The sequence below is a fragment of the Corynebacterium sp. HMSC063G05 genome (genome assembly GCF_001810555.1).
GTDB classification, from domain to species: Bacteria; Actinomycetota; Actinomycetes; order Mycobacteriales; family Mycobacteriaceae; genus Corynebacterium; species Corynebacterium jeikeium_D.
The window spans coordinates 57,577-82,545 of sequence record NZ_KV801846.1; the positions used below are offsets into that span (position 1 = coordinate 57,577).

Below are 24,969 nucleotides of genomic sequence, written 5' to 3' on the forward strand. Positions count from 1 at the left end.
AATCCTGCTCTGACATCTTATTCCAGCTTCGATGCGCTGGGATTAGGACTGGTCACGTGTGAGAAGGTTTCGTGTACAACTAGTGACATGAACTTTTTATTGCTCGGTGGTACCGGTTTCCTTGGAGGACACATTGCGGCGGCAGCAATCGACCGAGGACATCAAGTTACTTGCCTCGCGCGGGGTAACGGGAAGGTTCCCAACGGAGCCGAATTTGTGAGTTCAGACCGTGACCGTGACGGTGCGTACGATGAGGTTGCGGGGAAAACTTGGGACACCATTGTGGATCTGACGAGTCAGCCGAAGCATGCGCGGGATGCGGCGACGAAACTCCAGGCCAAGCATCGTATATTTGTGTCTTCGAGCAGCGTATATGAGGACCAAGGAAGTATTTCTTCCGAGTCTGATTCCGTAGTCACTCCGCTTGAAATTGACTACATGGAGAACATGGGGCAGTACCCGGCCGCAAAGTCTGCTTGCGAAACGATTTATCGCAACATAAATAGGTCGGTAATGGTAGTTCGACCCGGTCTGATCGCCGGCTACGGCGACGAAACAGGGCGCAGTGGTTACTATCCGTGGCGCTTCGCGCATCCCACGGGTGAGAACGTGATCGTCCCAGACCCGGCGTTTCCCGTCGCTATGATTGATGTGAAAGACCTTGCAGACTGGATAGTTGAGTCTGCAGAAGTTGGAACTTTCGGAACCTTTAACGCCACGGGGTTTGCTACTTCCTTGTCCGATGTGTTCAAGATTTCGCGTGAGTTAACCGCATCGGAGGCTACGGAGCGACCTTGCTCTGATGAACTGCTTCTCGCTAATGATGTATCCCCGTGGATGGGCCCAAAATCGTTGCCGTTGTGGGTACCAGGTGAACAGTTTCGCAACATCGCGCTACTCGATTGCGCCACAGCCTACGAAGCTGGCCTGCAGATTCGCCCGTTGAAAGAAACATTGGCGGATGCGCTGCGATTCGAAGAAGAACAGCAGGGGGAAAGACTCGCTGGGCTCAGCGATGAAGAGGAAGTCGTGCTTCGCCAGCGGTTAGAAGATGGTATTTAGTTTCGGCAGGAACAGTTTTAGTTGCAGTCGGGACCGTACTAAGTTGGTTTTCGTTCCGCGACTGACTGTGAGAATGAGTCCGAATCTGACTTGAGGGGAACTTCGGCGGTGCTAGCTCTTCATGACGCGGAACGATCTAGCCTGCGGAGGCTGCCTTTCCGAGCAGGAAACGCCTTGCGGCACACTTTTCGGCTTCTCGAATCGCTTGCAACTGAGTGAGGTAGCCTTCTTTCGCCACTCCGTGGAGTTCCGTTTCAATAACTAGTGAGATTCGTTGATGATTCTCGTCGAGTGTTGAGTCAGGACTAGTGCCCGGCGCTTTTGCCAGGGACCTACCCGCGTAGTTGTACATCGTCCGTCGTGCGCCGCTCCGCGGTGGGGAGGAGCCCGATGGGGCGCGGGACTATGCCCATGGAGACGTAGGTCGTGTCCGCCTCGGGGTGATGCGCCGCTAGTTCGGCTCGCTTCCACGACAGAACGAGGAGCCGGCGCAACGATCGACGTGGACGACGGCTCCGCCCAAGGGGACTGCTGCACGATCAGGCAACAACTTCAAATTCGTGCCACTAGGCGCCCCCGAACTGTATAGAGTGACGCCTACCGGGAGGGAGATTCGAGTGTCGGAAAGCGGACCAGAGAAGAGACTGAAGTTCTTCGGCCTCAGCGACTACGGAACCTTCTGGCAGGCCGACCGCCTCCTAGAGCTCGTCCGTGAATTCGATGCTACTCGTGGCGATCAAGGCATAAACGACATCGTTGAGTTGCATCATCTCGCGTTGTTCCTAGAACACAAAGTTCTCCCGAAGGACCTGGCCGAAGCAGAGCGAGACGCGCCTCTGGCGCACGTCTCCGAGATCCGGGAAGTCATCGGCAGGTTTTTCGGCAAAGTGACTGACGCCACCTTCTCAACGCTCGTTCAGGACGTTGACTTTCAGTACCGCACAGACGTCCTCGATCTCCTCGGAAAGAACAAGGTCTTCGAGCGCTGCACTGACTCGATCGTGCTTGCTGCACTTCAAGAGCAGAGTTTCCACCCGCACGATCTGCTCTCATGCCAGACACTCGTGCGTGCCTACGACCAGGAGATTCGGGCCCTGCTACTCGATGAGCCGCGCAATGCTGAGCTGCTTGCGCGGAAGTTCCTCCAGTCCGAGGGGCGGGATCCAATCCATCTTCCGAAGAGCTTTACTCCCGCGGATCAGCGTGGCCTGTTTGACCGATATCTCGATGAGGAAGAGCCCAACCTCAACTTCGTCAAGCTGATCGCATCCGCACGAGCTGACAAGAACACCGGCGTCGATGCACGACTGAAGCTAAAGGCTCGTCGCAAGGCAGATGCGCTCACGAAGAAGATGTTCGAGTCCACGGAGGGGATCAAGACCGGCTGCGAAGTGGGCATCTCGGCCGATCAGGTCGAAGAGGTCGTCCAGTCTTTGGACGGCATGGTTGGCAAGTACTCCTACAGTCGAACCTGGCTCACGGAGAACCTCGACTACCCGACTATCCTGAATAACTTTGTTCACCTGTTCCAGTTCGCCAACGACCACATGCTCCTGGAACTTCCTTCCTACGGAGCGCAACTTGGCGTCTTCGAGCGGTTCATGGGTACGCCGGGCAAGGGCGACTACCGGACGGGGGCGGTGTTCAGGCTCAAGGATCAGGCGTCCTTGCTCCAGACCTTGATGTACGAGCGCTTCCTCAGCTCCGAAGGTATAGAGCTCGAGTCGGTCATCGCTTGGTTCTTCACGGACTACCTTGAGCAGGAGTTCGGTGCCAAGGGGCTGAAGTACCGCGCCTCCAGCCCGACCGCTACCTACCTTGAGAAGAGCCGCCATCTGTTCTCAGAGATGGAGAGCGTCCTCAAGCAGTTCACGCTGCATGTCGACTACGGCGAGGTTGACCCGGAGCTGCTGACAATCACATCGGAGCAGCTTTCCTACGGCGACATCCCGAGTCAGGTTGTGGATAAGTACGCCTACGTTGCCAACAACGCGGACATCCAAGGAATTCAGCACCTGCTCTTCTCGGACCAATCCGGATTGGTGCACATCAGCAGCGATCTGGAGGCAGAGAGCTTCCTCCACTTGGTCATCGCCAATGACATCGCCTACGACCAGTTCCACGAGTACCAACAGCGCAACATCGACTTCCTGGTCGAGAAGGGCATCCTGACCGGAGATCGTGACCGAATTGCGTTTGCAAGCGCGCCACAATTGCATGTGCTCAAGGAACTCTGGGAGTACGAGGTGACGAGCTGTCTCCATCATTCGGCGGCCGGCCAGAAAGCCATTGACGAGATGGTGAGCGCCGGATGGCTGGTGCATCGATCAACGCTGCTCAGCGCCGCGGAGGTCAGCTACTTCAACTACTTCCTTAACGATAAGGAGTTCAGCAACGGACCTAGCCTGCGCAACCGCTACCTCCATGGATCACAGGCAGACGGTGACGACGACCGCGTTCACCGCCACACGTATCTAACAGCGCTCCGCCTACTCGTTGCGCTGGTCATCAAGATCAACGATGACTTCTGCCTGACGGATAACGCCGTGCTCGCGAAGGAATAGGGGCCGACCGCTGGCATGGTCGAGCCCTCTTCAGATCCCTAGTATGTGGCGTCTCAGCCGGGTTCCCTGCCGGCGTGATGGCGCGGTACCTCCTTCGTGGCGTCCTGCAGGCTGACCCACGTCGAAGGTGAGCCTGTGTCCCCTGATCAGTAGCGAGCACTGACCGTGGGGAGGGGGAGCACGTGAACCCCGTGTTCAGATGTACCTATGTGCCGGAACTCGGTGGAGTTTAGATTCAACGTGTGATCGACGGCCGATTATCGGGCACGCTGGACTTCAGTTCATCTGTGGTCGAGCGGCCCAGGCGTTGACATTGCATTGCTGCTCGGTGTGGTCGCCCGCAGCCACGACTGTTCCGTCGGCGCGCAGCCCGAGCGAGTGTCTCGCTCCGGCTGCGATCGCTGTGATGCCGGTCCATGACTGGACATCGCACTGGCCGAACTGGTTGTCGCCCGTTCCGAAGACCCTTCCGGTCTGGCTCAGCGCGAGCGTATGGACGGAGCCGGCCGCTACTGAGGTGATGCTTCTCCACGATGACACCTCGCACTGGCCTCTGCTGTCGTCGCTGACGGCGACGACGGTGCCGTCTTCGTGTAAGCCGACGGTGTGCAGGGTAGCCGGCAGAGACCCCGGACAGGTGTGTCCACCGGGCGACGTCGGTCTGCCCTCGCTGATTGTTGCCAGTTGCGAGGGCTGTGCCGTCGCGTCGAACTGCGATTGTGTGCCAGTCGCCGCATCCGATCTCAGTTGACCATGATCTCGCTGTAGATTGTCCTACGTGGGGGCATGTGGTGGAGTAAAGATTTTCGACCTGACATCTGGTCGCAAGACAGGAAGGAGCCCGGACCGGGAGCACGATGCCTAATGATCCTCTCAACCTCGACAAGGCCGGCGAGTGGGCTGGCGTGTGGTGGCTGCCGGAAGCCCCTAGCGAGAAGGTCCCGGGTGTCCTACGGTACGACCCGGAAGATGGTCTCTCTCTGTCGCTGATCGGCACCTTCGAGGATCGGATCTTGACGACGGACTCGTCTGGATGGACTGCTGTTCACGAAGGAACCCGCACCTGGGAAGTCATGCACGGTGTGGCCGAGCTCAGGGAGATCACACTGCTCGGCTGTGTTCCTAGGAGCACCAGAAGGACCATGGGTGCGCGAGTGGCGAGCCCTGATAAGCAGACCGTGACCGCGACGGTCGCCATCATCGGCGCGCATGTCAGCGGTGACGCGGATCCGGCGTTCGCTGGGGCAGAAGTCTCAGTCGAGGATCTGAGTCTCTGGGCGGCGTCTTCTGTGTTCGAAGGATCCCTCGGGGCTCCCGACGGCAAGATCGACGGGACCGGGCGTATCTCGGTGAAGCCGGTCGAGGCGCAATCGGTCGTGGTCGACGACACTGAGTATCGCCTTCAGCACACGCACACGCTTCCATTCTTCGACCAGCGCAAGGGAGGAAGCGTCGGACGTATGCGGGACACGGTGTCCATCTGCGTCGTGCCAGCCGAACCATTCTCTCTGAGTGTTGCTCTGCAGGAGGCGAGCCTGGTGCAGGACCTGATCTCCCTGGCGACGCATCGCGCGGCCGGAGTGATCTGGCTCCGACTGGAAGTTGCCGGGACCGAGTCGCACTTCCCTGATGGCCGCCCGCTGCCGCGCCGACGTGCCGATGTGCTCTACTCACCGGCCGCGCTTGGAAAACACGACGCGAAAGCCGTCGATCACCACCGAATGTTCTTCACCTGCGGCTCGATCCCATTTGAGGAGGTCATGCCCCGATGGTGCGAGGCCCATGGCCGCCTGGAGGCAGCGACAAACATGATCTTGGGCTTGTGCTACGCACCGGCCCGTTTTGTTGAGAACAATCTTCTGACGGCAGTCGGTGCTGCCGAGGTGTTGCACCGCAACCTCCGCATCGACGAGAAACCGTTCCCCAACGTGGAGTTCAGGGCGATGCGAGAGGCGATGCTGGCGCAGGTACCCGATGAGCACCGAAACAGGTTCAAGGGGGCGATCCGCAACGACCCGACCCTCCGTGATCGGCTCCATGCCCTCGCCGCGCGACCCGATCAGGAAGCGATCGCACAGCTCTTACCGGATGTCGACCCTTGGGCGAAGTGGACGACGCGCGCCCGCAATGACCTCGCGCACGAGGGCAGAACGTCCAACCATTCCATCGAGGAGCTGATCGCCGTCGTCGAGGTGACGACCGCGGTCGTAATCCTCAACCTCTTGCACGAGCTCGGGTTGCCGGCGGAGCGGCAGCGAGAGATCGTGCGGGAGCACCCGCAACTGAGGGCTACGTTCCGTACCGCTGCCGAATGGCTGGTTCCCTCACCAACCCCTTAGGTGCACTGCGATAGCCGCTACTTCGGAACCTCCGTGACGCTGCTGCCCGGTCGTTTAGTGCGAGACGCGTGTAAGCCTGCTCTATCGCTCGTTCGTTGAGTGCGTCATGGCGGGCGGGCGAGACGACCGGCTGTAAGTGGTGGCAGCGCGTCAGTGCCGCCTGGTGCGGCGGTGAGACGGGAGAATGTCGTCGGCCCTTAAGAACGCGGTGGAGTTCCGCTTCAATGTCAAAGCTCCATGTCGACGTGCTGCCGAGCCCGTTACCCCCGGAAGCATGTCTGAGACCGTCGTGACGCCCGAGACGCTTGCCCTACGCAAGATTCTCGTTGCGCGTCTTGACAAGTTCCAGGTGCTCCTCGATCGGTACGGCGCGACCAACCCGAAGTTGTTCGGGTCCGTCGCGCGCGGCACCGCGTCTGCAGGATCGGACATCGACATCCTCGTCGGGATGGACCCTGCGGAGGGACGTCTCCTGATGCGTGCGTCTGGTCTGCTCGAGGAGAGTCGCGCTCTGTTCGGGCGCGATGGCATCGACGTGTTTCCTGCCCAGTTGCTCAGGCACCCGGTATCCGCTTCGACGCTCGCCGAGGCGGTGCCGCTGTGAGTCGCAGTCCGGCGAAGCCGTGAACCATCTTCCCGATGAGATCACCGGCGCGCACCCTGAGATCGTCTGGCCTCAGATTCGGGATTTCCGCAACATCCTGGTGCACCAGTATTTCGGCGTCGACATCGACGTGGTCCGCGATATCGTCGATACTCATCTGCCTCCTCTTGCCTAGGCGCTGCGGTGCCACATCTCTGCTAACTGACGGCGCGGCTCCAAAGGTTATTCGGCTACGGAACGTGGTCGAGTTTAAGTTCAATGTTAGCTAAGGGCCTTATTAAAAGCGTTTGGCAACACGCGCTCCTATTTACCTTCGTATCTCGCGAGACGCTGACGTGGATGGCCTCACCATCGACCGGCAGCGTCAGGACTGTGAAGCCATTGCAAAGCAGCGTGGCTTGGACGTTGGACATAGGACATAACTACGTCGATCAGTCCATTTCCGCGTCAAAGAAGAATGTGGCTCGCCCCGACTACGACGCCATGGTGGCATCCTTTGAACGCGGCGAAATCGACGCGATCATCTGCTGGGACCTCGAACTACCCGCCCCACGTCGGTGGGTAGTCCGATCAGTCGGACAAAACTACTCCCGCACCACAGCGTAATAAGGGGTGCACCTTAAAAACATCCGGAGGTGGGGGTAACTCCCCCTCGTTGCCCAGAGACAAAATACGCCAGTGGCGTCTGTACGACGAGCCGAAGGTAGGACAAATTCCAATCCAGAGAGGTCTTGCACTGTTGCGGTGCGGTTGTCTTCTTTCTCACCGTATTGGACCCTGCGAAATTAATTGGATACGATAGGCCCATGTTGATTTCAGGTTCCGTTTTCATGCGGCCGCTCACCAGCCGCTAAGGCGGTTTTCTCCCTCCCGCAGGTTAGAAACCGCTCCGGTCCTTTAGCCGGGCGGCTATTTGTCATGCCCGGCTCCGTTTCAACTCCAAGGAGCACACCTGATGTCTGCATACGGATACGGCCGTCACGAGCATGGCCAAAATTTTCTCACAGACCACAAGATCATCAACTCCATCGTCGATCTTGTGAAACAAACCTCCGGCCCCATCATTGAGATCGGGCCAGGAAGCGGTGCCCTCACTCACCCGATGGCCCACTTGGGGAGGGCGATAACGGCAGTTGAGGTAGACGCAAAACTAGCTGCCAAACTCACAAAAAAGACCGCCTCGGCGGCGGTCGAAGTGGTCCATGATGATTTCCTTAACTTCCGGTTACCCGCCACTCCCTGCGTCATTGTGGGAAACATTCCCTTTCACCTCACCACTGCCATTCTTCGAAAGTTGTTGCATGCGCCGGCATGGACTGACGCTGTACTCCTCATGCAGTGGGAAGTCGCTCGCCGCCGGGCCGGGGTAGGTGCAAGCACGATGATGACGGCTCAGTGGTCCCCATGGTTCACGTTTCACCTTGGTTCCCGAGTACCAAGGTCTGCTTTCCGGCCACAGCCAAACGTTGACGGGGGGATCTTAGTGATCCGCCGGGTGGGTGACCCGAAGATTCCGATAGAGCAGCGCAAAGCCTTTCAGGCGATGGTGCACACCGTTTTCACTGCCCGGGGACGCGGGATAGGGGAAATTCTCCGAAGGGCAGGGTTGTTTTCATCACGTTCAGAGACACAATCATGGTTGCGCTCGCGAGGAATCGACCCCGCGACCCTACCTCCCAGATTGCACACCAGCGACTGGATCGATCTCTTCCAGGTGACTGGTTCCTCTCTACCTCACCATCGGCCCATTTCACCATCGGGAAGTAGTCAACGACCTCCTCAACGGAAAAATCGAGGCCGGCGGCGGTAATCCCCCCACCACCAAAACCGAAATCCACCAGTAGTAGTGAACGACCCATGTTCGTCTACCGTGAGCCGCGTTATGGCAGTGACGTGTTCTCGTCGGGCACAGTCATAGTTCCCGGCGTTGCCAGCGACAGGGTTCTACACCCAGCAGCGGGACCGATCAAAATCACCCGCACGGGGAACGACCCTGCTGGTGGTTTCGATTTTGATGAAAGCGAGGAGACATAGCCCCTCGCCAACTCCCCGTAGCTGGCGAACAGTAGCTCCTGGCGCTGGCGCTCGTTGGTGAGTTTGCGTGCCACATCGAAAGCCTTATCGACTTCCCGGTCCAAGTTGTTGTGAGCCTTGAGCAGAATTGGGTCCATCGATAACGGGTTGTAGTGCTCCGCGAGTGACCGCTGGGGGTGCCGCTCGCGTGCCCGCAGCACCAACTGTCCAGCGTCGATGATTCGCTGCTGCGCCTTCTCATCTAGTTCACACAGAGCTGGTCCGCAGTTGTAGCTCCCGATGTACTCCGAAAAACGGAAAAAAATAAATAGTGGGGATACATCAACCTTCCACTTTCCATTCTTCCGGCTCAGAGTATTGAGGGGTCTGGGACCGGGTCCGTAAACCCTTTATGTTTTTCGCGCACAGCGGTTTTTAGCGACGCACCCTATAGGTTTTCCGCAGAACTTATATGTGTTTCTGTGCACCCCATATGTTGTCTGTTTTAGCGGTATTTCGTTGTTAATTCCGCACGCGCGCATCAAATGGTTATTTATCGACGACACTCCGTCGAGTTCAAGTTCAACGTGTAACGCGAGGCGTTAATGACGTTTCGCGTTATTGGGGGTAGGTTGAAGAGCGCTGTCTCTAACTCGGGTTTTCGTTCGGCCTCGGTCCATTCCGCTACCTCGTGTGAAGAATCTGCAAGCGGTATCGAACCGTTGAACTATTAGGTTCCCCCACAGTTCCCGTGCCTGCACGCATCGAGAAGGACCAGGTGGTGAACTCGAATGACTCGCCTGGTCCAACGTGTGTGCGCTCGGCGCGTGGTTTAACCCTTATAAGACTTGCCGGTCACAGCCTCAGCGTTTCGCTCGTGCAGCCCGCAGGCCGTTCAAGATCACGATGACTTCGGCGACTTCGTGTACCAACACGACGGCGGCCAAGCCCAGTACACCGCTGATCGCCAGTGGCATCAACACGATGATGATGGCCAGAGACAGCACGATGTTTTGGTTGATGATCCTGCTGCCTCGGCGGGCGTGCTGCAGCGCCTGCGGGATCAGCCGGAGGTCGTGGCCAGTGAAGGCGACGTCAGCGGACTCGATCGCGGCGTCAGAGCCGGTTGCTCCCATCGCAATGCCCACCGTTGCGCCCGCCAGTGCCGGCGCGTCGTTGATGCCGTCGCCGATCATCGCCGTCGGCGTCTTGGAGGAGAGTTCGGCGACGATGCTTGCCTTGTCCTCCGGTCGCAGCTCGGCGCGCACGTCGTCGATTCCGGCGATTTCAGCCAGCGCCCGGGCGGTGCGAGTGTTATCGCCGGTGAGCATGCTCACTTCCACGTCGTTGTCGTGCAGGGACTGCACGGCATCGGGCACCTCGGGCCGCAACTCGTCGCGCACCCCGATCGCCCCGGCGAGAGCGTCATCGACGGTGACTAGGACGCAGGTCTGGCCTTCGGACTCCATGCGCTCAACGTCCGCCTTCAGTGGCCCGGCGTCGATCCATCGGGGGCTGCCGACCAGCACCCGTCGGCCTTCGACGGTGCCGCCGATGCCATGACCGGCTTCCTCGCTGATATCCAAGGCGGTGGGCGCTTCGGGCTCCGCTGCCACGATCGCCGCGGCGAGGGGGTGCGTCGATTGCTGCTCAACCGCCGCCGCGAAGGAAAGCACCTGCGCCCGATCGAATCCGTCTGCCGGGACCACTCCGGTAACCTCGGGCTGGTTGCGGGTAAGGGTTCCGGTCTTGTCTACCGCTAGGTGACGGATGCCGCCGAGTCGCTCGAACGCCGCGCCGGACTTGATGACTACTCCGAACTGGCTGGCCGCGCCGATCGCGGCCACGACCGTCAGCGGCACGGAGATTGCCAGCGCGCACGGCGACGCTGCGACCAGGACCACCAGCGCACGGGTGATCCAAGTCTCGGGGTCGCCCAACAGCGAGCCGATCACGCCGACCAGCACCGCCAGGATCATCACCCCGGGCACTAGGGGTTGGGCAATTCGGTCGGCGATCCGGGCGCGGTCACCCTTCTCCGCCTGCGCCTGCTCGACGAGGTCGACGAGTGTGGTCAGCGAGTTGTCCGTTCCAGCTGCGGTCGTCTCGACCTCCAGCACACCGGCGGAGTTGATCGCTCCCGCGGGTACCTCGTCGCCGGGCGCAACCTCCTCCGGAATGGATTCTCCGGTGATCGCTGAGGTGTCAAGGCTGGAGCGTCCGGACCGAATGATGCCGTCCGTGGCGATCCGCTCCCCGGGGCGTACGACCATTAGCTCGCCAACCTCAAGGTCCTTCGCAGCGACCTCGGCCGTCGTACCGTCGCGCAGCACGGTCGCGGTTTGCGGTACCAGCTTCAACAGTGCCCGCAGTCCGCCTTGGGCCCGGTCCATCGCCTTGTCTTCAAGCGCCTCGGCGATCGAGTACAGGAACGCCAGCGCCGCGGCCTCTCCGACGAAACCAAGGATCACCGCGCCGACCGCGCTGATCGTCATAAGCAAGCCAATGCCGAGCTTGCGCTTCGTGACAAGGTTCCGGATCGCTCCAGGTGCGAACGTGTAAGCGCCCAACAGCAGGCCAAGCCAATACAGTACCGTTGCGGGCGTCTCCAAGTCGGACCAGTCCAGCGCCAGTCCTGTAATGAGGGCTACGCCGGAGAAGATCGGTAGCAGTAGCTCGGGGTCCTTCCACCATGGCCGATCGAGCTCTTCGATCTCCGTGGCGGGTTCGTGTTCGCATCCACATGCTGAACTCATGCGTCCGTTCCTTTCTCGCCGCAGCCGGGCACCGAGCACTCGGTGTCGATGCAGGGGGCATTCTCGTCGACGGCCAGCGTCGCGTTGACCAGCGCTTCGAGCGCCGCCGCGAGGTGCGGATCGGCAATTTCGTAGCGGGTCTTACGGCCCTCCGGCTCAGCGACGACGATGCCACAATCGCGTAGGCAGGACAGGTGGTTCGAGACGTTCGAGCGGGTCAGATCCAAGCTTTGCGAAATCTCGGCCGGGTAGCCCGGACCGTCGAGTAGGGTCATCAGGATTCGGGAACGCGTCGGATCAGCCATGGCCCGGCCGAGCCGGTTCATGACGTCGAGGCGCGAAGCAATAGTCAGCATGTGCTGAACAATACAACGTGTGTTGAACTATTCAAAATGCACTGAACTGACGGTTCCGCGAAGGTCCTGCGACCTGCAGGAATTAGTCGATGGGATAGCCGGTAACTGGGCCTTCGTGATTCGGCTGCCAACCCAACGCGGGGGCGACATGCGTGGCGAAGTTGTCCAAGATCTTCACGTTGACGTCGACGCCCATCCCAGTGGGGATGGTGATGAGCAGGGTGTCGGCGGACATGACGGCGGCGTCGGCTTTGAGTTGCTCAATGAGTTTGTCCGGCTCGGCGGCGTAGGTGCGGCCGAAGGTGGAGGCGCCGACGTCGGGAAGCATGCCCACCTGATCGGAGCCGGAGGCCTGCATGCCGAACAACTGCATGTCCGCGCCGTCGACGATGGGGAAGACGGAGCGGGACACCGACACACGCGGCGTCCAATCGTGGCCCGCCTTCTTCCACGCGGCGCGGTAGCGGCTGATCTGATCCGCCTGGATTTCGCCCAGAGTCTCGGCGGTGGTCTCGGAGACCAGGGTGGAGGACATCAGGTTGAGCCCGTCCTTGGCGGTTTGCTCGGCAGAAGCGTGGGTGCCGGAGCCGTAGAAAATGTGCTTACGCAGCTCGGGCACCATGGGGAAGACCGGCAGGGCGGAGCCGGGTTGGAACATGTTGGGGTACTGCCGGTCTAGCGGTGCGGCGGTGGCGAATCCGTTGCCGTCCACTGCAGCCATGAACGCCTCGAGGTGGGCTCGCGCCACGTCCGCGCCGTTGGGCGCTTTACCCTTGTAGCCGAAGGCCTCCCAGCCGCGGTCAGCCACCTCTGGGGCGCCGCGCGAGACGCCCAGGGCCACGCGGCCACCGGAAATTTGGTACAGCGACGCGGCCTCTTCGGCGAGGTAGAGCGGGTTTTCATAGCGCATGTCGATGACACCGGTGCCCATCTCGATGTGTTTGGTGGTGGCCGCGACAGCACCCAGCAGCGGCATCGGGGCGGAGGCCTGCGGCACGAAGTGGTGGACTCGGAAGGACGCGTTGTTCACGCCGATTTCGTCCGCAGCCTGGGTGATCTCCAGATGAGTCTTGGCGATCTTTTCCGCAGATGGCCCGCGCTGGCCACCGAAGGCGTAATGCCCGAAGCTTAAGAATCCGAACGCTTTCATTGGATACCACTCCTTTTCATGGTGCTAACGAGAAAGTAACTTTGCAACGAGATACCGTGGACTTTAAGCTCGATGTCTAGGTCCGTGGCAAGACGGTAGATCGATTTTTCGATTCGGCGCTTTGGGGCGCTACCGGAGTCCCCGGTGGTCTTCTTAGATTGAGCGGTTCAGATTTCCTAACCTAAAGCTCGTTTGAGCGTGCTATCCGCTGGTGCGCCTCCGATACTGCTGCTCATAAGGTGGCGGGCGCTCCATGAATACAAAGCGTAGGTCAGGTCGAGGAGGATGCAGCCCCCTGGGCTCTGGTGTATGTGCTAGCCCCGCTCGGGGTAGCGCACGAGGAGATCGTTGCCGATGACTGCGCCGTCGTTGAGCGTTGCCTCGCTCACCTTCGCCCCGGCTGCACCCAGGCCCATAATGTGGCCAACCTCGTCACCGTGGGCGATGAGGTGGTCGGCGATGATACGCCGGTGGCAGCGCCACCACACCGCCTCGGAGCACATGATCGCGGTGGGAGTTTCGGCTGCGTTCGCCCGTAGCTGCGAGATCGCGTCGGAGAACTCCTCGCCCAGCGCATGGTCGGCGTAATTGTGGAAACTGCGGTTACGCCAGTTGCCGTTAACCTCAAACGGCACCGAGTGGGACACGTTGCGCCGTCCGGTTAGGCCCTCGCTTCTGCTGTAAGTGATGCCACATGTGGGAAGGTGTTCGGCAAGGTGGTCGCCGTTGAACCACGGGTACTTCCTGGACCCGGGCAGCTTGCGCACATCCACGATGGATGCCACACCGGCCGCCTTGATCATTTCAGCGAAGTCCTCGAACTCGAGGTTGGAGTGGCCCACGGTGAAAATGCGCATGTCACCAATGCTACGCGCCAAGCGATTACACTCACATCGGCTTCACGAATGAGAAGGTGACTTTGCAACGACACGTCGTGGAGTTTAAGTGCAACGTGTAAAGGTTTTTCAAGCGTCGCGCGATGGGGATGTGGACCCACGATTGCAGGGTCGACTGCGACGGAGTGACCATTGTCTGGCTCAGCCAAGCTATTGACTCTGCGATGCCGCGGGTGCGCCATCAGACTCTTCATGCTGAATGCGCGAGGCATGCAGTCGGGCGTGGGCGATGGCGTCGAGAGTGTTGTCGAAGACGTGATTCTCGTGCGCAAGCTGGTCGAATACGCCGAGTTCGCGCAACACCGGAATATGTTCGGGCTTCGTGGCTGCGAGCAAGACCCTGGTACCGCGGCGTTCGAGGCGCCCAATCGTGTCGGCGAGCATCTGGGCGCCGGTGGCGTCGATCGTCGTAACGTAGCGCATGCGGAGCACGACAACCTTGACCGACGAGACATCAGCGAGCTCGAGGAGGAAATCGTGCGCTGCACCAAAGAAGAGGGGGCCTTCCATACGGAAGGCGGCGATGTGCTCGTCGAGAAGCTCACGCTCCTTGTCGCGGTGGTCTCCCTCGTCTAGCGGGGCGGCCTCTAATACCGCCGTGCGGGCGGTATCGCGCAGTGCGAAGAAGCCCGCCATAATGAGGCCGATGAGCACGGCGACTACAAGATCGAACACGACGGTGGCGGCAGCTGTGATGAGCAGGGTCGCCCCGTCGCCCTTGGTGGCGCGTATCACCGAGCGGAGGTTCCGCGGGTGGAGCATCTGAATCGCAGTGGCGATGAGCACGCCGGCGAGCGCGGCGAGAGGAATCTCGCCCACCCACCGAGCCGCGACGAGTACGGCGACGAGCAGGAGCAGCGAATGGAACACCGCTGCCAGGCGTGTGCCTGCGCCTGCCCGCACATTGACGGCAGTTCGGGCAATCGCGGCGGTCGCGGGAATCCCGCCGAACAGGGGCGCGACGACGTTGGCCACGCCCTGTCCAAAGAGCTCGCGGTCGGGATCGTGCCGGTCGCCAACAGTCATTGCGTCGGCAACCGTCGCAGATAGTAACGATTCCAACGCGCCGAGAGCTGCGACGGCGACTGCTGCCAACAGAAGCGAATCCAGGTGCTCCCACGGGATCTGTGGCCAGCGCGGGGCAGGCAACGTCGACGGGATGTACCCGATTGTCTTCAGGCCGCTGTCTGCCAGCATGTTGATGGCCGTCGCGGCAGCTACCAACACCAGCGCCGCGGGGAAGCCGCTACGAACGCGCGCAGCAAGCACGATTCCAGCCGCCACCGCAATGGTCATCACGGGCGCTTGCCATGCCGGAGCGTCTAACCAAGCTTTGATTGCGCCCCACGCCAACCCGAGGACTTTCTCGCCGTCCACGTCAACACCGAGTGCTGCGGGCAGCTGTTGGAGGCCGATGATTAACGCAATACCGGCGGTGAAACCTTCGACGACAGGTAACGGCATGTACTTCATCGCTCGGCCAGCACCGGTGACCGCCAACACGAGCAGCATGAGCCCTGCCAGCACGCCGACGACGAGCACCCCATCGGCACCATGGTTGGCCACGATGGGGATTAACACGACGGTCATTGCGCCGGTCGGGCCGCTTACCTGGACATTGCTACCGCCGAAGACTGCGGCCAGGATACCCGCGACGATGGCCGTCGTAATTCCGGCCGCCGCGCCGACACCGGACGCAACGCCGAAGCCGAGTGCGAGGGGGAGGGCGACGAGGGCCACCATGAGGCCTGCCGAGAGGTCGCGCCCGATTGTCGCGCGGGACCAGTCCGAGCGGCGCGGTGCGAAACGCAGGGCACGGGACCGGATGCCCACCGTAGAGGCGGCGGAGGAGGGGTGGGTCATGCTACTTTCTTGCTCCTTCAGGGCTCAATGACACTCAAAGGATACACAAGGTGCCATCCTCCGACGGTCACATTCCCGGTTCTGGCCGAGGCCTCATGTCGGGGGAATAAAACTTCCTGACCTGGCGGGAGTTCGCTGGAGCGTTGTCGCGGTGCTTGGAGTGACGTGCGTGAGCCGGTGTCCGAAGAGCAGGTAGCCCAGGAGAACCGGTACCAGTGTCATACAGAGCGCGACACCACTGCTCATGGGTCGGGCCTGACGGCGGGCTGGGGGGGGCGAGGGCCGGCTACCGGATCCGGGCTTTCGCAGTGACGAGCAGCAGGGCGGCATGGTCGACTTCGCCGTTTTTGATCTCGCGATTGAGCTTGTGTAGCACCACGGGGCAGCGCAGGCAGCGGATGCCGGATTTGCAGCACTTCTTCTTCGGTGTCATCGCAGCCAGTTTGAAGGGGTCCTTGCCGGCGAGCTTTTTCGCGGCTTTGGCGGCGTCCTTCTTCTTGCCCTTGTCGCCTTTCTTGCCCTTGGCCATGCGCGTTCCCTTCGTCGCGAATTTTCCTGAATTAGGTTAGCGTCACCTCATGCGATGTGGGGAGGCGTGGGTGCCTGACGGGTGTAATTGGGTGTTGCTTGACGACGGCTCGCTTGTCGGCCAGTGCCGCAGCGGTAAATGACGGCCAAAGGACGCAAAATCGACCAAAACGACTCAAATCTGTTCGCTGTGACCTGCGGAAATGGCGAGCGGTAGTGAGTTGTTTCGGCGACGGGCGCTCCTCGGCGTGCAGGAGTTCATTGTGCGACAGATTGGACAGTATCACCCTGGCCGCTGGGCCGATGTCACTGCTGTCAAAAGCCTGAGCCCATTAACTCGAAGCATGCATAGACGGCGTTACAACCCGAGAAACACTCGGCCCGTGTGCGACCACCTGGGGGAGGCACCTGCGGGATTCTGACATGATCACCAGTCCTCGAAGGTCAACTCCATTCGCACCCGTACTCTGATTGAGAAGGCGGACATGGTTGTTGTCCGTTTCGGCGACCAGTACAAGCAGTGGAACGCAGCCTTCGATGCAGGTTACTGTGCTGCGCGGAACAAACCGGACAGCAACAAGCCTGCTAGGAGATTGCGAAGCCAGATGCTGGTCCTGGCTTTTCGACAGGCTCGCCAGCCTCGTCGACCATCCAGTCGATTTCCAGCTCTAGCTCGCGCTCGATGCCGGTACGCTTTCGGGAATCGACAACTTCCATCGTGGTATTAAACGATGTTGGCATGGTCATCGTCACCGCGGACTTGCCAGTGCCGAGAGTCATTTCCCCGGCGCGGATGCGAGCCGCCAGCGTCTCCAGCAAATCAGCGAGCTCTTCGCGACTGAAGCTTGCCTTGCTCTTCACCAACTTTTGATTCTTCGGGGGCGTAATCTTTTTAGGTTTCGGTGCCATGTCTTTACGTACCTTTCCAGCCGTGTCGGTATTTGTGCCACGTGGAGAATCGGCCGTCATTCCACACTGTTTTTGAAGATGCTCTAGAGGGCTTTCAGGAAGCCTGCCCACCTCCATTATCCCAATAAAAAGTTGTTTTTACCAGGGGTAATAATAAGAGGCTAGAAATTTCAATAGGTAGGTTATAAATTGTGGAAAATCCTTACGCTATGCTCTGGAGTGCAAGGTTAGTGCAAGGTCCTGAGTGTCTTAGGTGAAGAGCGCTAGTAACGGCGCCCTTCGTCAGTGCTTCAAGTGTGTCGACCGACAGCAATAGGGGAGGAGTAAGCGTCACGTGGTGTCACCTGACAACATCCTGATGTACCTTCTGCCTGAGCAAGAGGCGCAGGTTAAAGAGATCTTTGCGCAACTGGCAGAGCGTGGATTCCCGCAGCAGAATCAAAAGCCCCACATCACTGTGACTTTTGCGCCGACTATGAGACCGAAGGTAGTCCAACGAGCAGCCGAAATTCTCCCTCCGCTTATGCCAGCAGAGTTTCGCAGGGTAGGAACGGTAGTGTTCGGCACAAAGAGTAAACAGACTGTCGCATGGTTATTAGAAACAAGCGATGAGCTGGAAGAGGCTGCTCGCGCAATCAGTCGTCTCAACCCTGACGGCCGCGGCTCCCGCTGGATTCCGCACCTGACCATGGGCCTGAGAATTCCACGGGATATTGTGCCGGACTACGTGCGCGCACTTGACGAAATAACGAACCCGCACTTTAAAACTCTCAACGCGCCACGAGCTGCGTTCTGGAGTCCCAAAGTGCAGGAATTGACGGAGTTCTAGGGAGACTCCGGTACTTGTGTGCTGATGCTCCTCAGCGATTGCGTCCCGCTATTTCGCAAAAACTGTGGTTTCAGAAAACAGTAGGCTAAGAAGAAAAACTAAGCAGCATCCATAATCTTCTTTGCCTGGGCATCGAAGACCTCCAAGGCACGCTTCTTTGCCGCTTCCTTAGACTCTGGAGTTGCCTCTGGAATCTGCATGGGATCCGTCGTGTTTTCCATGTTGTCAGTTGGTACATCCGGAGTCGGGGCGGCGGACACCATTACCATTACGCCATTGACGATCCCGACAATGTCGTAGCTGGTGGCCGTAGTATCCGTGCCACCGGCGTTGATGTTCGCACTGGTCTCGTGTGCAGTGAACTCAGCTGGCTTGACGGAAAGATTTGGCTCCCACTTTTCTCGGTGCAGTTTCATTGTGGTCGTCATGTCCATGTCATTAAACATGTCCTGCATCTCAGGAGAAATCTCCTGACCTTCCATGGAGTCTTTCAGAATGTCGGAAGCATCCATCGTAGCCGTCACGTCGGAGCACTTTTCGAGGCTGTCCTCGTACTTCTGGTACGCCTCAGGATTCTTCAATATCGAGACGCTGACAGTGACGTTCTCTTCCTTAATGTCCGTGTAAGCGCCGGCAGCATTCTCCAATTCCTCAGTTGAGTTGGTGAAAGTGGCGCATTCGGCCGGTTCAAACTTCATGGAATCTTCCGAAAACATCTCCATGGCATCTTTGAACCCGGTGATCTTGTTTCCGGAGAAGTCCGCCCCTTGAACTTCATTTGTGAGTAGGAGCTGATCTTCGGCTGCAGCAGGAGCTGACCCATCTGCTTTCGTCATCTTGCTGGTCGACTCTTTGCCTGCCTCACCACCGGCATTGCTGCTTTCTTCCCCCGAGCCACATGCTGTGAGCAACGCGGCGCTTGCCAGACCCGCCACTACAGTTGTCGCAAACTTCTCCCACATTCCAGAGCTGCGCTGCTTCATGATTCCTCATTCCATCGAGCTGAATTTCAACAACCTATGCAACCCGCCCAGGAGCCCTGGGCCGGAGCCAAGCTTTTGTGAAAGAAAGAATACAAGAGCTCGTCTCAGCTCGCTTCCCCAAAACAAGGATTTCAGTCGCGTCTGCTTTACGACGCTCCGTCGGACCTCACCGCAGACTGCGCAACCTTTGCCACGGGATACATGGAGACCATTGCAATGATCGCACCGAAGACGAAAACGGGCACAAACCCGAATTTCGGCGCTGCGAAAGAAATAACAAAAGGAGCGAAGAAACCAACATAGGTCAGCGAATAGTAGATAGCGGTGGCAGCACCCAACTCGGCTGGCGGTGCGATAATTTGCACTTCGCGGAGACCGGAGACCATCATTACGCCATATGCGGCACCGAGGGTCAGAGCGGCGGGGAAAACGCTCCACACGTTCTGGGTGAGTGCGACGATGAGGCTGAGCAACATTCCGACCGTCGTTAAGCCAAGACCGAAAATAGCTGGCGGGATAAAGCTGCTGGAACTGATTCGAGTGACCAGTGGTTGCACCAGAACGCCGGTGCCCATCGTGATGCAGGCGATGAGTCCGGCAAAGGCAATGGGGTAGCTGGATTCGGCGATTGTCGGAAGGACGACGAACGATGTGCACGCGGCACCGAAGACCCACGGTGCCCAAGCGGCGACTGCCCACAGGAATCTCGGGCTAAGCGTGGCGGAGGAGAAGAACCGTTGCGGGGTGTCGCTGTGCGCTGAGGTTGGCAGTCCGCCGGAAGCGTTCCATGTCAGTGGTGTGATGCCAAGCAGCAGTGCGAGATGAACAAGATAGGGGATGACATCAGGGCGGGGAGCAAACTCCGCGACCAACCCGGAAGCCAGGGGGCCGAGGGAGAACCCGGCGGAGAGCGCAACGGTTGCGCGCCGAGCGGAAATTTGAGGTGCGACGGGCGCAATCTCTTTAATCCACGAGGCGCCGGCGGCCATTACCATACCCATCGAAATGCCGACGACAAGGCGTCCTATCAGCAGTGATGGGAAGTGGAACCAGACGCCGGTGAGTAGGACGACGGAGCCGGCGGCAGAGGTTATGAGTGCGGGCCGGATGATGGCGCGACGGCCGAGCCGGTCGGAAAGTGGGCCGCAGATGAGTAGCGCGGGGATGAGTCCTGCGACGTAGATGGCGAAGAGAAAGGTGACCTGGGACTGGTTGAGAGCATCGGTTATTCGATACGCGGGCAGGAGTGGTGCGAAGAGGTTGGCTCCAAACGCAACCGCGAACATGCCCAGGGCTACCCGAATCCAGTCTCGTATCACGGTTGCCTCCTGAGGGCTCTCATCTGTGGGGATAGAACAGTGTGGTAACAACAATAGGCCAGCTAGCAAACGCTAGCTGGCCTATTGAGTTACTCGGGTCGTCTACCCAAGTTAGTCGCCCTAGTTATTGGCGGCGCCGAAAAACGCGGTAATCGGCGAGAAGAATCCCTTGGACTTCTTTGACTTCTTAGCTGCCTTTGTCCTGCCAAGAATGCGCTCAGAGATGCGGTCGGTGAGGACACCTACCAGCTTGCCGCTGCGGACGACGGGCAGCTCGCTGAGCGGCCCGTCAATAAGCTGGCGAGCCCTGATTGCAGCTGGATCCTCGGGCTTGACAAAGACCTTCACCGGGGCGCCGACGGTGTTCATGTAGGCATCGCGGTCGGCGTACTCACGGAGTTCCTTCAGCGTAATATCGCTGGTCAGGTAGCCTTCATCGTCGACGAGGAAGACACAGGTATCGTCATCGAGACCAGCAAATTCGGCTGCGTAGGTGCTCAGTGCCTCACCGACCGTGATGTCCTCCGGCAGCGCAATGTAAGAATCCGTCATGTGCATGCTTACGGTGTCAGGCAGGAGGCTGTACGGGCTGATTGAAGACTTCGGCTTGAAGAAGTTGGCGATGGTGTTCTGTGTCTGTGTCATTGTGGATCCTTTTCCAGGTATCCCAGCTCCTTTGCTAGGAGGGAATTTCTGTTGATTGAAAAATTATGGCTCCCCGCCTAAGAGTGTTGGCAATGTAATGCCGTAACTAAAGGTGGCCACTTGAGATGGACCCTTGCTTCGAGAGTCTTTCGAAACTCTCGATAAAGTGCAGGGCAGCGGCCTATGTGGATATAGGAGCCTTACCTAACGAGGTTGTTCGCTACGCAAAGGTTAACACAAGGTTACGTACACAGTAAAGAGGAATGAACGAAAAGCTTCCTAAAGGTGGCGGGAGTTATAAGCCCATGAACTCTCGAATTGCTGGCCATTCGGCATCGGCTTGCGCCCGGCCGAGCTCGTAGTTGTGCAGCAGCTTCGACCGCCTCCGCTCCGCCTTTGTGATGCTCATGTTATTGGCGTAGAAAACATATGCTTGGCCTTTTCGTTCAAGCTCAGCAGCCCAATCGAGAGAAGCGTTGTAGCGCTCGTGTCTAGTGATAAGCAGCTCAGCCACCACCGGGTTACTGCGGAAAATCTGGCGCAGTAGCTGTGGGCGCTTAGGGGCGGTGCGACGGAATCCTTTCGGGCGAGTCAGGACGATGAGGAACTTCTTGAAACCATCTGCTTCGGCGGCATTAATGGGAATGCCACCTGATGATCCCAGTGCACCGTCGACGAACGGAACGCCATCAATATAGGGCATACGCATGACACCCGGAATCGTCGAACTGGCGCGAGTGTACTTCATCAGCGTAGGTAGATCTGGGATATCGTCCGGCCCCCAGTTGATGGTCTCGCCCGTATCCGCTCGGACAGCAGAAATCCGGTAGGGAGTTGGATTGTTCTTAAAAGTCTCGTAATCCAGGGGCATGGCGCCGTCGGGAAGTCCCGCGTCTTCGTAGATGTACTCGGCATCGAAATAGCCCCGCCCGCGCAACATTGGGCGCCAGCCACTGCTGTTCGGCTGTGCGATGAAGTCAGTGAAGCTATTTATAGAGCGCTGGATATCCCGGGAAAGGTAATTGACCACGTGAGAGGCGCCGGCGCTTACGCCACCGACCCAGCCGACATCGATGCTCTCGCGAAGTAGCCGCTCGACGAAAGGTGCCGTGTAACTATTGCGAGTCCCTCCGCCCTCGAAGACTAATGCCACATCGCTGACCTGCATTTACATCCCTCCGGTTGTTCTCGCGCTGCTGCCTTTCGAGCGTTACGATCGTTCAAGACTACCCGAACGTCACCATATTGGATTTCGGTTAGCGTAGTTTACGGCGCATCTTGGAGGATGACTGGCAGCAGCCCCTCGCCCATATCTGGGTTCGGCAGTACGCCCTCCGGGTCGTAGAACAAGATCTCCTTGCCGTCATGGCTCAGACGTCGCATCGCTTCCAGAATCAACGTGCGTCCCACCGGGTTGACAATGCCAACGCGGCTGACGTCGAAGACAACTTCGCTTTCCGACGGTGTGGAAGTCGCCAACCTGTTGAGAATGATCTCGGCCGCAGTGAAGTTGACTGGGCCCTGAATCTCGATGATCGAGCGGCCATTGCTGACGCGCGTACCGCGCAGCGCACGCGAACCAATCGCATCGGCATCCATGAGATGAAGACCCAAATCTTCGGAGAGCTTCCGGAAGATGGCAATGCTGCGGACGCTGTTGCCGTGGTCGTTCAATCGCGGCGAAAAGGCTGCAAGACCCGCCTGTCCAGGCAGCGCTCCCAGCAAGCCGCCGGCGACACCGCTCTTGGCGGGAATCCCGACCTCGGTAAACCATTCACCGGCCTCGTCATACATGCCGGCAATAGCCATCACGGACAAGACTCTGCGAACAACCGAGCGGCCGAGCACAGTCTGATTGGTGACCGGGTTAACGCCACCGTTGGCCAACACTGCGGTCATCATGGCGACATCGCGAGTGTTGACCAGCACGGAGCACTGTGCGGTGTAGCCGCGGACAGCATCGTGGGGCGTGGTTTCGATGAAACCGTAAGCTGCCAGCATATGTGCGATGGACATGTTTCGATGGGCAGTGTCCATTTCGCATTCATAGGCATCGTAGTCAACGCGGAGCTTACGGCCAGCCAAAGTTGAGAGAAGCTCCACCATGTGCTTGGTGCGAGTCTTCCAGTTGGCACCTGGCTGGCATACGAACTGGTTGATGGTCAGTGCACCGACATTAATCATCGGATTCTTTGGTCGGTGCGTGCCCTGCTCCAGCGACAGCTCGTTGAAAGCCTCACCGGAAGGTTCGGTGCCCACAATGCTGTCGATTTTGTCTGTGCCGTGCTCGGTGATGGCTGCGGCATAAGCGAAGGGCTTGGACATCGACTGAATGGTGAATTCAGTATCGGTGTCGCCCGTGGCGTAGGTGCGACCTGACACGGTGGTCATAGCAAGTGCCAGGCGGTCGGGATTAGCTTGGGCAAGGGTGGGAATATAGTCCGCTACCTCGCCAGACTCATCGGGGCGGACGGATTCGACGATTTCGGACAAGTAATCTTTGATCGGCGTTTTCATCAGATTCTGCTAAGCATCTTTCCTGGGCTGAAAAATCCCGGTTGAGTCAATGGAGTCCCGTTCGAACCTACACCAGGCGAGGTCAGCCACTGATGCTCACCTCTGTGCACTCTCACCGTGCGCGCCGGAAAAATCGGCATATCCTGGGGTGTGTGAAATTCCTCAACGATCAGTCCGCGCCCTACGAGTTGACCTACAGCGATGTCTTCATGGTGCCGTCAAAGTCATCCGTCGGCTCTCGCATGGGTGTCGATTTGGCCACCGATGATGGCACCGGCACAACCATTCCGATTGTCGTCTCCAATATGACGGCCATCTCCGGTCGCCGGATGGCCGAAACCACCGCTCGCCGAGGCGGAATTGCCATCCTGCCGCAGGACGTCCCAGCTGACATTGCCGCTGAGACCATCCGCAAGGTCAAGTCCGCTGGGCTGGTTTTCGACACTCCGATCGTCGTCAAGCCTCACCACACCGCGGGGTATGCGCGCCATCTTCTGCCGAAGCGCGCGCACGGTGCGGCAGTGGTGGTGGAAGACAACAAACCGGTTGGGCTGATTACCGGCCGTGATCTGGCGGGCGTTGACAACTTTGCGCAGGTGGGGACGCTCATGTCCACTTCGCTATTTACGCTTCCGGCCGATATTGAGCCCCGTGACGCTTTTGACCAGCTCACTGCTTCCGGGCGCAAACTCGCTCCAGTGGTGGACGCCGATGGCGCGCTGGTGGGTATTCTCACGCGTAAGGGCGCGCTGCGTGCGACGCTTTACAAGCCCGCTGTCGACGCGGAGGGCAAGCTGCGCGTCGGTGCGGCGCTTGGCATCAACGGTGATGTTGAAGGGCGCGCGAAGACACTGCTCGACGCAGGTGCCGACGTGCTCGTTGTCGATACCGCCCACGGTCATCAGGAATCGATGCTCCGTGCTTTACGACGAGTCCGCGCGCTCAACCCACCTGTGCCAATTGCCGCTGGCAATGTCGTGACCGCCAATGGTGTTCGCGACCTAGCGGAGGCGGGAGCCGACATTATTAAGGTCGGCGTCGGTCCGGGTGCGATGTGCACAACCCGAATGCAGACCGGAGTTGGGCGTCCACAGTTTTCTGCCGTGCTCGAATGCGCTGCAGCTGCCCGTGAATGCGGCGTGCATGTCTGGGCTGATGGTGGAGTGAAGGATCCTCGCGATGTTGCGCTTGCGTTGGCTGCGGGTGCGTCCAACGTGATGATTGGCTCGTGGTTTGCCGGTACTTTCGAGTCCCCAGGGGATGTCCAAAAGGACGTCGACGGGCGCATGTTCAAGGAGTCCTTTGGCATGGCTTCACACCGTGCGGTGGAGAGCCGAAATGCACAGGTAGAGGCCTTTGAGAAGGCCCGGCGCGAGATGTTCGAAGAGGGCATCTCGACTGCGAAAATCTACCTGGAGCCAGGCCGCGAAGGCGTGGAGGACCAGATCGATCGCATTATCTCGGGCGTACGTTCTTCGTTCACATACGCGGGTTCGGCCACCATCGAGCAGTTCGCTGAGCGGGCAGTGGTGGGAATTCAATCCGCTGCGGGCTTTGCGGAAGGAATGCCGAGGGCGACGCGGTAGCCGTCGTCAAGCCTCTCGGGGCTAAGCCGACTAGCGGTGCTGCGGGCCAA

23 protein-coding genes and 2 pseudogenes are annotated in these 24,969 nt (G+C 59.2%); 10 read left to right on the plus strand and 15 right to left on the minus strand.

Annotated features, from left to right (window positions below):
- Positions 1-87: 87 nt before the first annotated feature.
- Positions 88-1,062, plus strand: coding sequence for an NAD-dependent epimerase/dehydratase family protein (locus tag HMPREF2751_RS04110; protein ID WP_070595528.1), 975 nt, complete (start codon positions 88-90; stop codon positions 1,060-1,062).
- A gap of 617 nt (positions 1,063-1,679) precedes the next feature.
- A complete protein-coding gene (locus tag HMPREF2751_RS04115) occupies positions 1,680-3,626 on the plus strand; it encodes a hypothetical protein (protein ID WP_016423165.1) in 1,947 nt (648 codons plus the stop codon).
- A 276-nt stretch (positions 3,627-3,902) separates the two neighbouring features.
- Here the strand turns inward: HMPREF2751_RS04115 and HMPREF2751_RS11020 are convergent, their stop codons facing one another.
- Positions 3,903-4,166 (minus strand): hypothetical protein, encoded by a 264-nt coding sequence (locus tag HMPREF2751_RS11020; RefSeq protein WP_197737674.1) that lies wholly within the window; start codon positions 4,164-4,166, stop codon positions 3,903-3,905.
- 160 nt (positions 4,167-4,326) lie between these two features.
- Positions 4,327-4,482 (minus strand): annotated as a pseudogene (locus HMPREF2751_RS11025) (hypothetical protein); the annotation flags it as partial.
- A 1-nt stretch (position 4,483) separates the two neighbouring features.
- On the opposite strand from HMPREF2751_RS11025, the gene HMPREF2751_RS04125 reads away from it, so the two are divergent.
- From HMPREF2751_RS04125 to erm, 5 genes are all read left to right on the plus strand, one after another.
- Positions 4,484-5,965 (plus strand): ApeA N-terminal domain 1-containing protein, encoded by a 1,482-nt coding sequence (locus tag HMPREF2751_RS04125; RefSeq protein ID WP_016423163.1) that lies wholly within the window; start codon positions 4,484-4,486, stop codon positions 5,963-5,965.
- A 274-nt stretch (positions 5,966-6,239) separates the two neighbouring features.
- On the plus strand, positions 6,240-6,569 hold the full coding sequence (locus HMPREF2751_RS04130) for a nucleotidyltransferase family protein (protein ID WP_042389445.1): 330 nt from the start codon (positions 6,240-6,242) through the stop codon (positions 6,567-6,569).
- Positions 6,490-6,744: a HepT-like ribonuclease domain-containing protein gene (locus HMPREF2751_RS10980; protein ID WP_081636726.1), complete on the plus strand. Its 255-nt coding sequence runs from the start codon at positions 6,490-6,492 to the stop codon at positions 6,742-6,744. Before HMPREF2751_RS04130 ends, HMPREF2751_RS10980 begins: the two co-directional genes overlap by 80 nt.
- A gap of 197 nt (positions 6,745-6,941) precedes the next feature.
- Positions 6,942-7,175: a recombinase family protein gene (locus HMPREF2751_RS04140; protein ID WP_224784272.1), complete on the plus strand. Its 234-nt coding sequence runs from the start codon at positions 6,942-6,944 to the stop codon at positions 7,173-7,175.
- Between the two features lie 349 nt (positions 7,176-7,524).
- Positions 7,525-8,379, plus strand: coding sequence for a 23S ribosomal RNA methyltransferase Erm (gene erm / locus HMPREF2751_RS04145; RefSeq protein WP_070517629.1), 855 nt, complete (start codon positions 7,525-7,527; stop codon positions 8,377-8,379).
- 70 nt (positions 8,380-8,449) lie between these two features.
- Here the strand turns inward: erm and HMPREF2751_RS10900 are convergent, their stop codons facing one another.
- The 7 genes from HMPREF2751_RS10900 to HMPREF2751_RS04180 all read right to left on the minus strand — a co-directional run bounded on the left by HMPREF2751_RS10900 (position 8,450) and on the right by HMPREF2751_RS04180 (position 16,132).
- Positions 8,450-8,803 (minus strand): type IIL restriction-modification enzyme MmeI, encoded by a 354-nt coding sequence (locus tag HMPREF2751_RS10900; protein WP_016423158.1) that lies wholly within the window; start codon positions 8,801-8,803, stop codon positions 8,450-8,452.
- A gap of 642 nt (positions 8,804-9,445) precedes the next feature.
- Positions 9,446-11,338: a heavy metal translocating P-type ATPase gene (locus HMPREF2751_RS04155; protein WP_016423157.1), complete on the minus strand. Its 1,893-nt coding sequence runs from the start codon at positions 11,336-11,338 to the stop codon at positions 9,446-9,448.
- Entirely contained in the window at positions 11,335-11,694 is a 360-nt protein-coding gene (locus tag HMPREF2751_RS04160) for a Cd(II)/Pb(II)-sensing metalloregulatory transcriptional regulator CmtR (RefSeq protein WP_005530797.1), read from the minus strand. The genes HMPREF2751_RS04155 and HMPREF2751_RS04160 overlap by 4 nt, the downstream gene beginning before the upstream one ends.
- An 82-nt stretch (positions 11,695-11,776) precedes the next feature.
- Complete coding sequence (locus HMPREF2751_RS04165; protein ID WP_016423156.1) at positions 11,777-12,844, minus strand: LLM class flavin-dependent oxidoreductase; 1,068 nt, start codon at positions 12,842-12,844, stop codon at positions 11,777-11,779.
- A gap of 314 nt (positions 12,845-13,158) precedes the next feature.
- Complete coding sequence (locus HMPREF2751_RS04170) at positions 13,159-13,701, minus strand: DUF488 domain-containing protein (RefSeq protein WP_042389435.1); 543 nt, start codon at positions 13,699-13,701, stop codon at positions 13,159-13,161.
- A 189-nt stretch (positions 13,702-13,890) separates the two neighbouring features.
- Positions 13,891-15,603 (minus strand): SulP family inorganic anion transporter, encoded by a 1,713-nt coding sequence (locus HMPREF2751_RS04175; RefSeq protein ID WP_016423154.1) that lies wholly within the window; start codon positions 15,601-15,603, stop codon positions 13,891-13,893.
- Positions 15,604-15,889: 286 nt separating this feature from the next.
- Positions 15,890-16,132 (minus strand): hypothetical protein, encoded by a 243-nt coding sequence (locus HMPREF2751_RS04180; protein WP_016423152.1) that lies wholly within the window; start codon positions 16,130-16,132, stop codon positions 15,890-15,892.
- A 388-nt stretch (positions 16,133-16,520) separates the two neighbouring features.
- Here HMPREF2751_RS04180 and HMPREF2751_RS10610 point away from each other — a divergent pair.
- Positions 16,521-16,700, plus strand: a pseudogene (locus HMPREF2751_RS10610) (YtoQ family protein); the annotation flags it as partial.
- A gap of 16 nt (positions 16,701-16,716) precedes the next feature.
- On the opposite strand, the gene HMPREF2751_RS04185 reads toward HMPREF2751_RS10610, so the two are convergent.
- Complete coding sequence (locus HMPREF2751_RS04185) at positions 16,717-17,040, minus strand: amphi-Trp domain-containing protein (protein ID WP_168161663.1); 324 nt, start codon at positions 17,038-17,040, stop codon at positions 16,717-16,719.
- A gap of 334 nt (positions 17,041-17,374) precedes the next feature.
- Here HMPREF2751_RS04185 and HMPREF2751_RS04190 point away from each other — a divergent pair, with 334 nt between their 5' ends.
- On the plus strand, positions 17,375-17,869 hold the full coding sequence (locus HMPREF2751_RS04190; RefSeq protein ID WP_016423149.1) for a 2'-5' RNA ligase family protein: 495 nt from the start codon (positions 17,375-17,377) through the stop codon (positions 17,867-17,869).
- Between the two features lie 98 nt (positions 17,870-17,967).
- On the opposite strand, the gene HMPREF2751_RS04195 is transcribed toward HMPREF2751_RS04190, so the two are convergent.
- From HMPREF2751_RS04195 to HMPREF2751_RS04215, 5 genes are all read right to left on the minus strand, one after another.
- The gene (locus HMPREF2751_RS04195; RefSeq protein WP_070595532.1) at positions 17,968-18,852 is read right to left on the minus strand and encodes a hypothetical protein; all 885 of its coding nucleotides are present in this window, start codon (positions 18,850-18,852) and stop codon (positions 17,968-17,970) included.
- A gap of 146 nt (positions 18,853-18,998) precedes the next feature.
- Positions 18,999-20,240, minus strand: a complete 1,242-nt coding sequence (locus HMPREF2751_RS04200; RefSeq protein WP_222865410.1) for an MFS transporter — start codon at positions 20,238-20,240, stop codon at positions 18,999-19,001.
- 51 nt (positions 20,241-20,291) lie between these two features.
- Positions 20,292-20,816 (minus strand): CBS domain-containing protein, encoded by a 525-nt coding sequence (locus HMPREF2751_RS04205; protein WP_049189374.1) that lies wholly within the window; start codon positions 20,814-20,816, stop codon positions 20,292-20,294.
- A 295-nt stretch (positions 20,817-21,111) separates the two neighbouring features.
- A complete protein-coding gene (locus HMPREF2751_RS04210) occupies positions 21,112-21,984 on the minus strand; it encodes a patatin-like phospholipase family protein (protein WP_070438737.1) in 873 nt (290 codons plus the stop codon).
- A 98-nt stretch (positions 21,985-22,082) separates the two neighbouring features.
- On the minus strand, positions 22,083-23,333 hold the full coding sequence (locus HMPREF2751_RS04215) for a glutaminase (protein WP_049189376.1): 1,251 nt from the start codon (positions 23,331-23,333) through the stop codon (positions 22,083-22,085).
- A 152-nt stretch (positions 23,334-23,485) separates the two neighbouring features.
- On the opposite strand from HMPREF2751_RS04215, the gene HMPREF2751_RS04220 reads away from it, so the two are divergent.
- Positions 23,486-24,919: a GuaB1 family IMP dehydrogenase-related protein gene (locus HMPREF2751_RS04220; RefSeq protein ID WP_049189377.1), complete on the plus strand. Its 1,434-nt coding sequence runs from the start codon at positions 23,486-23,488 to the stop codon at positions 24,917-24,919.
- Positions 24,920-24,969: the final 50 nt, after the last annotated feature.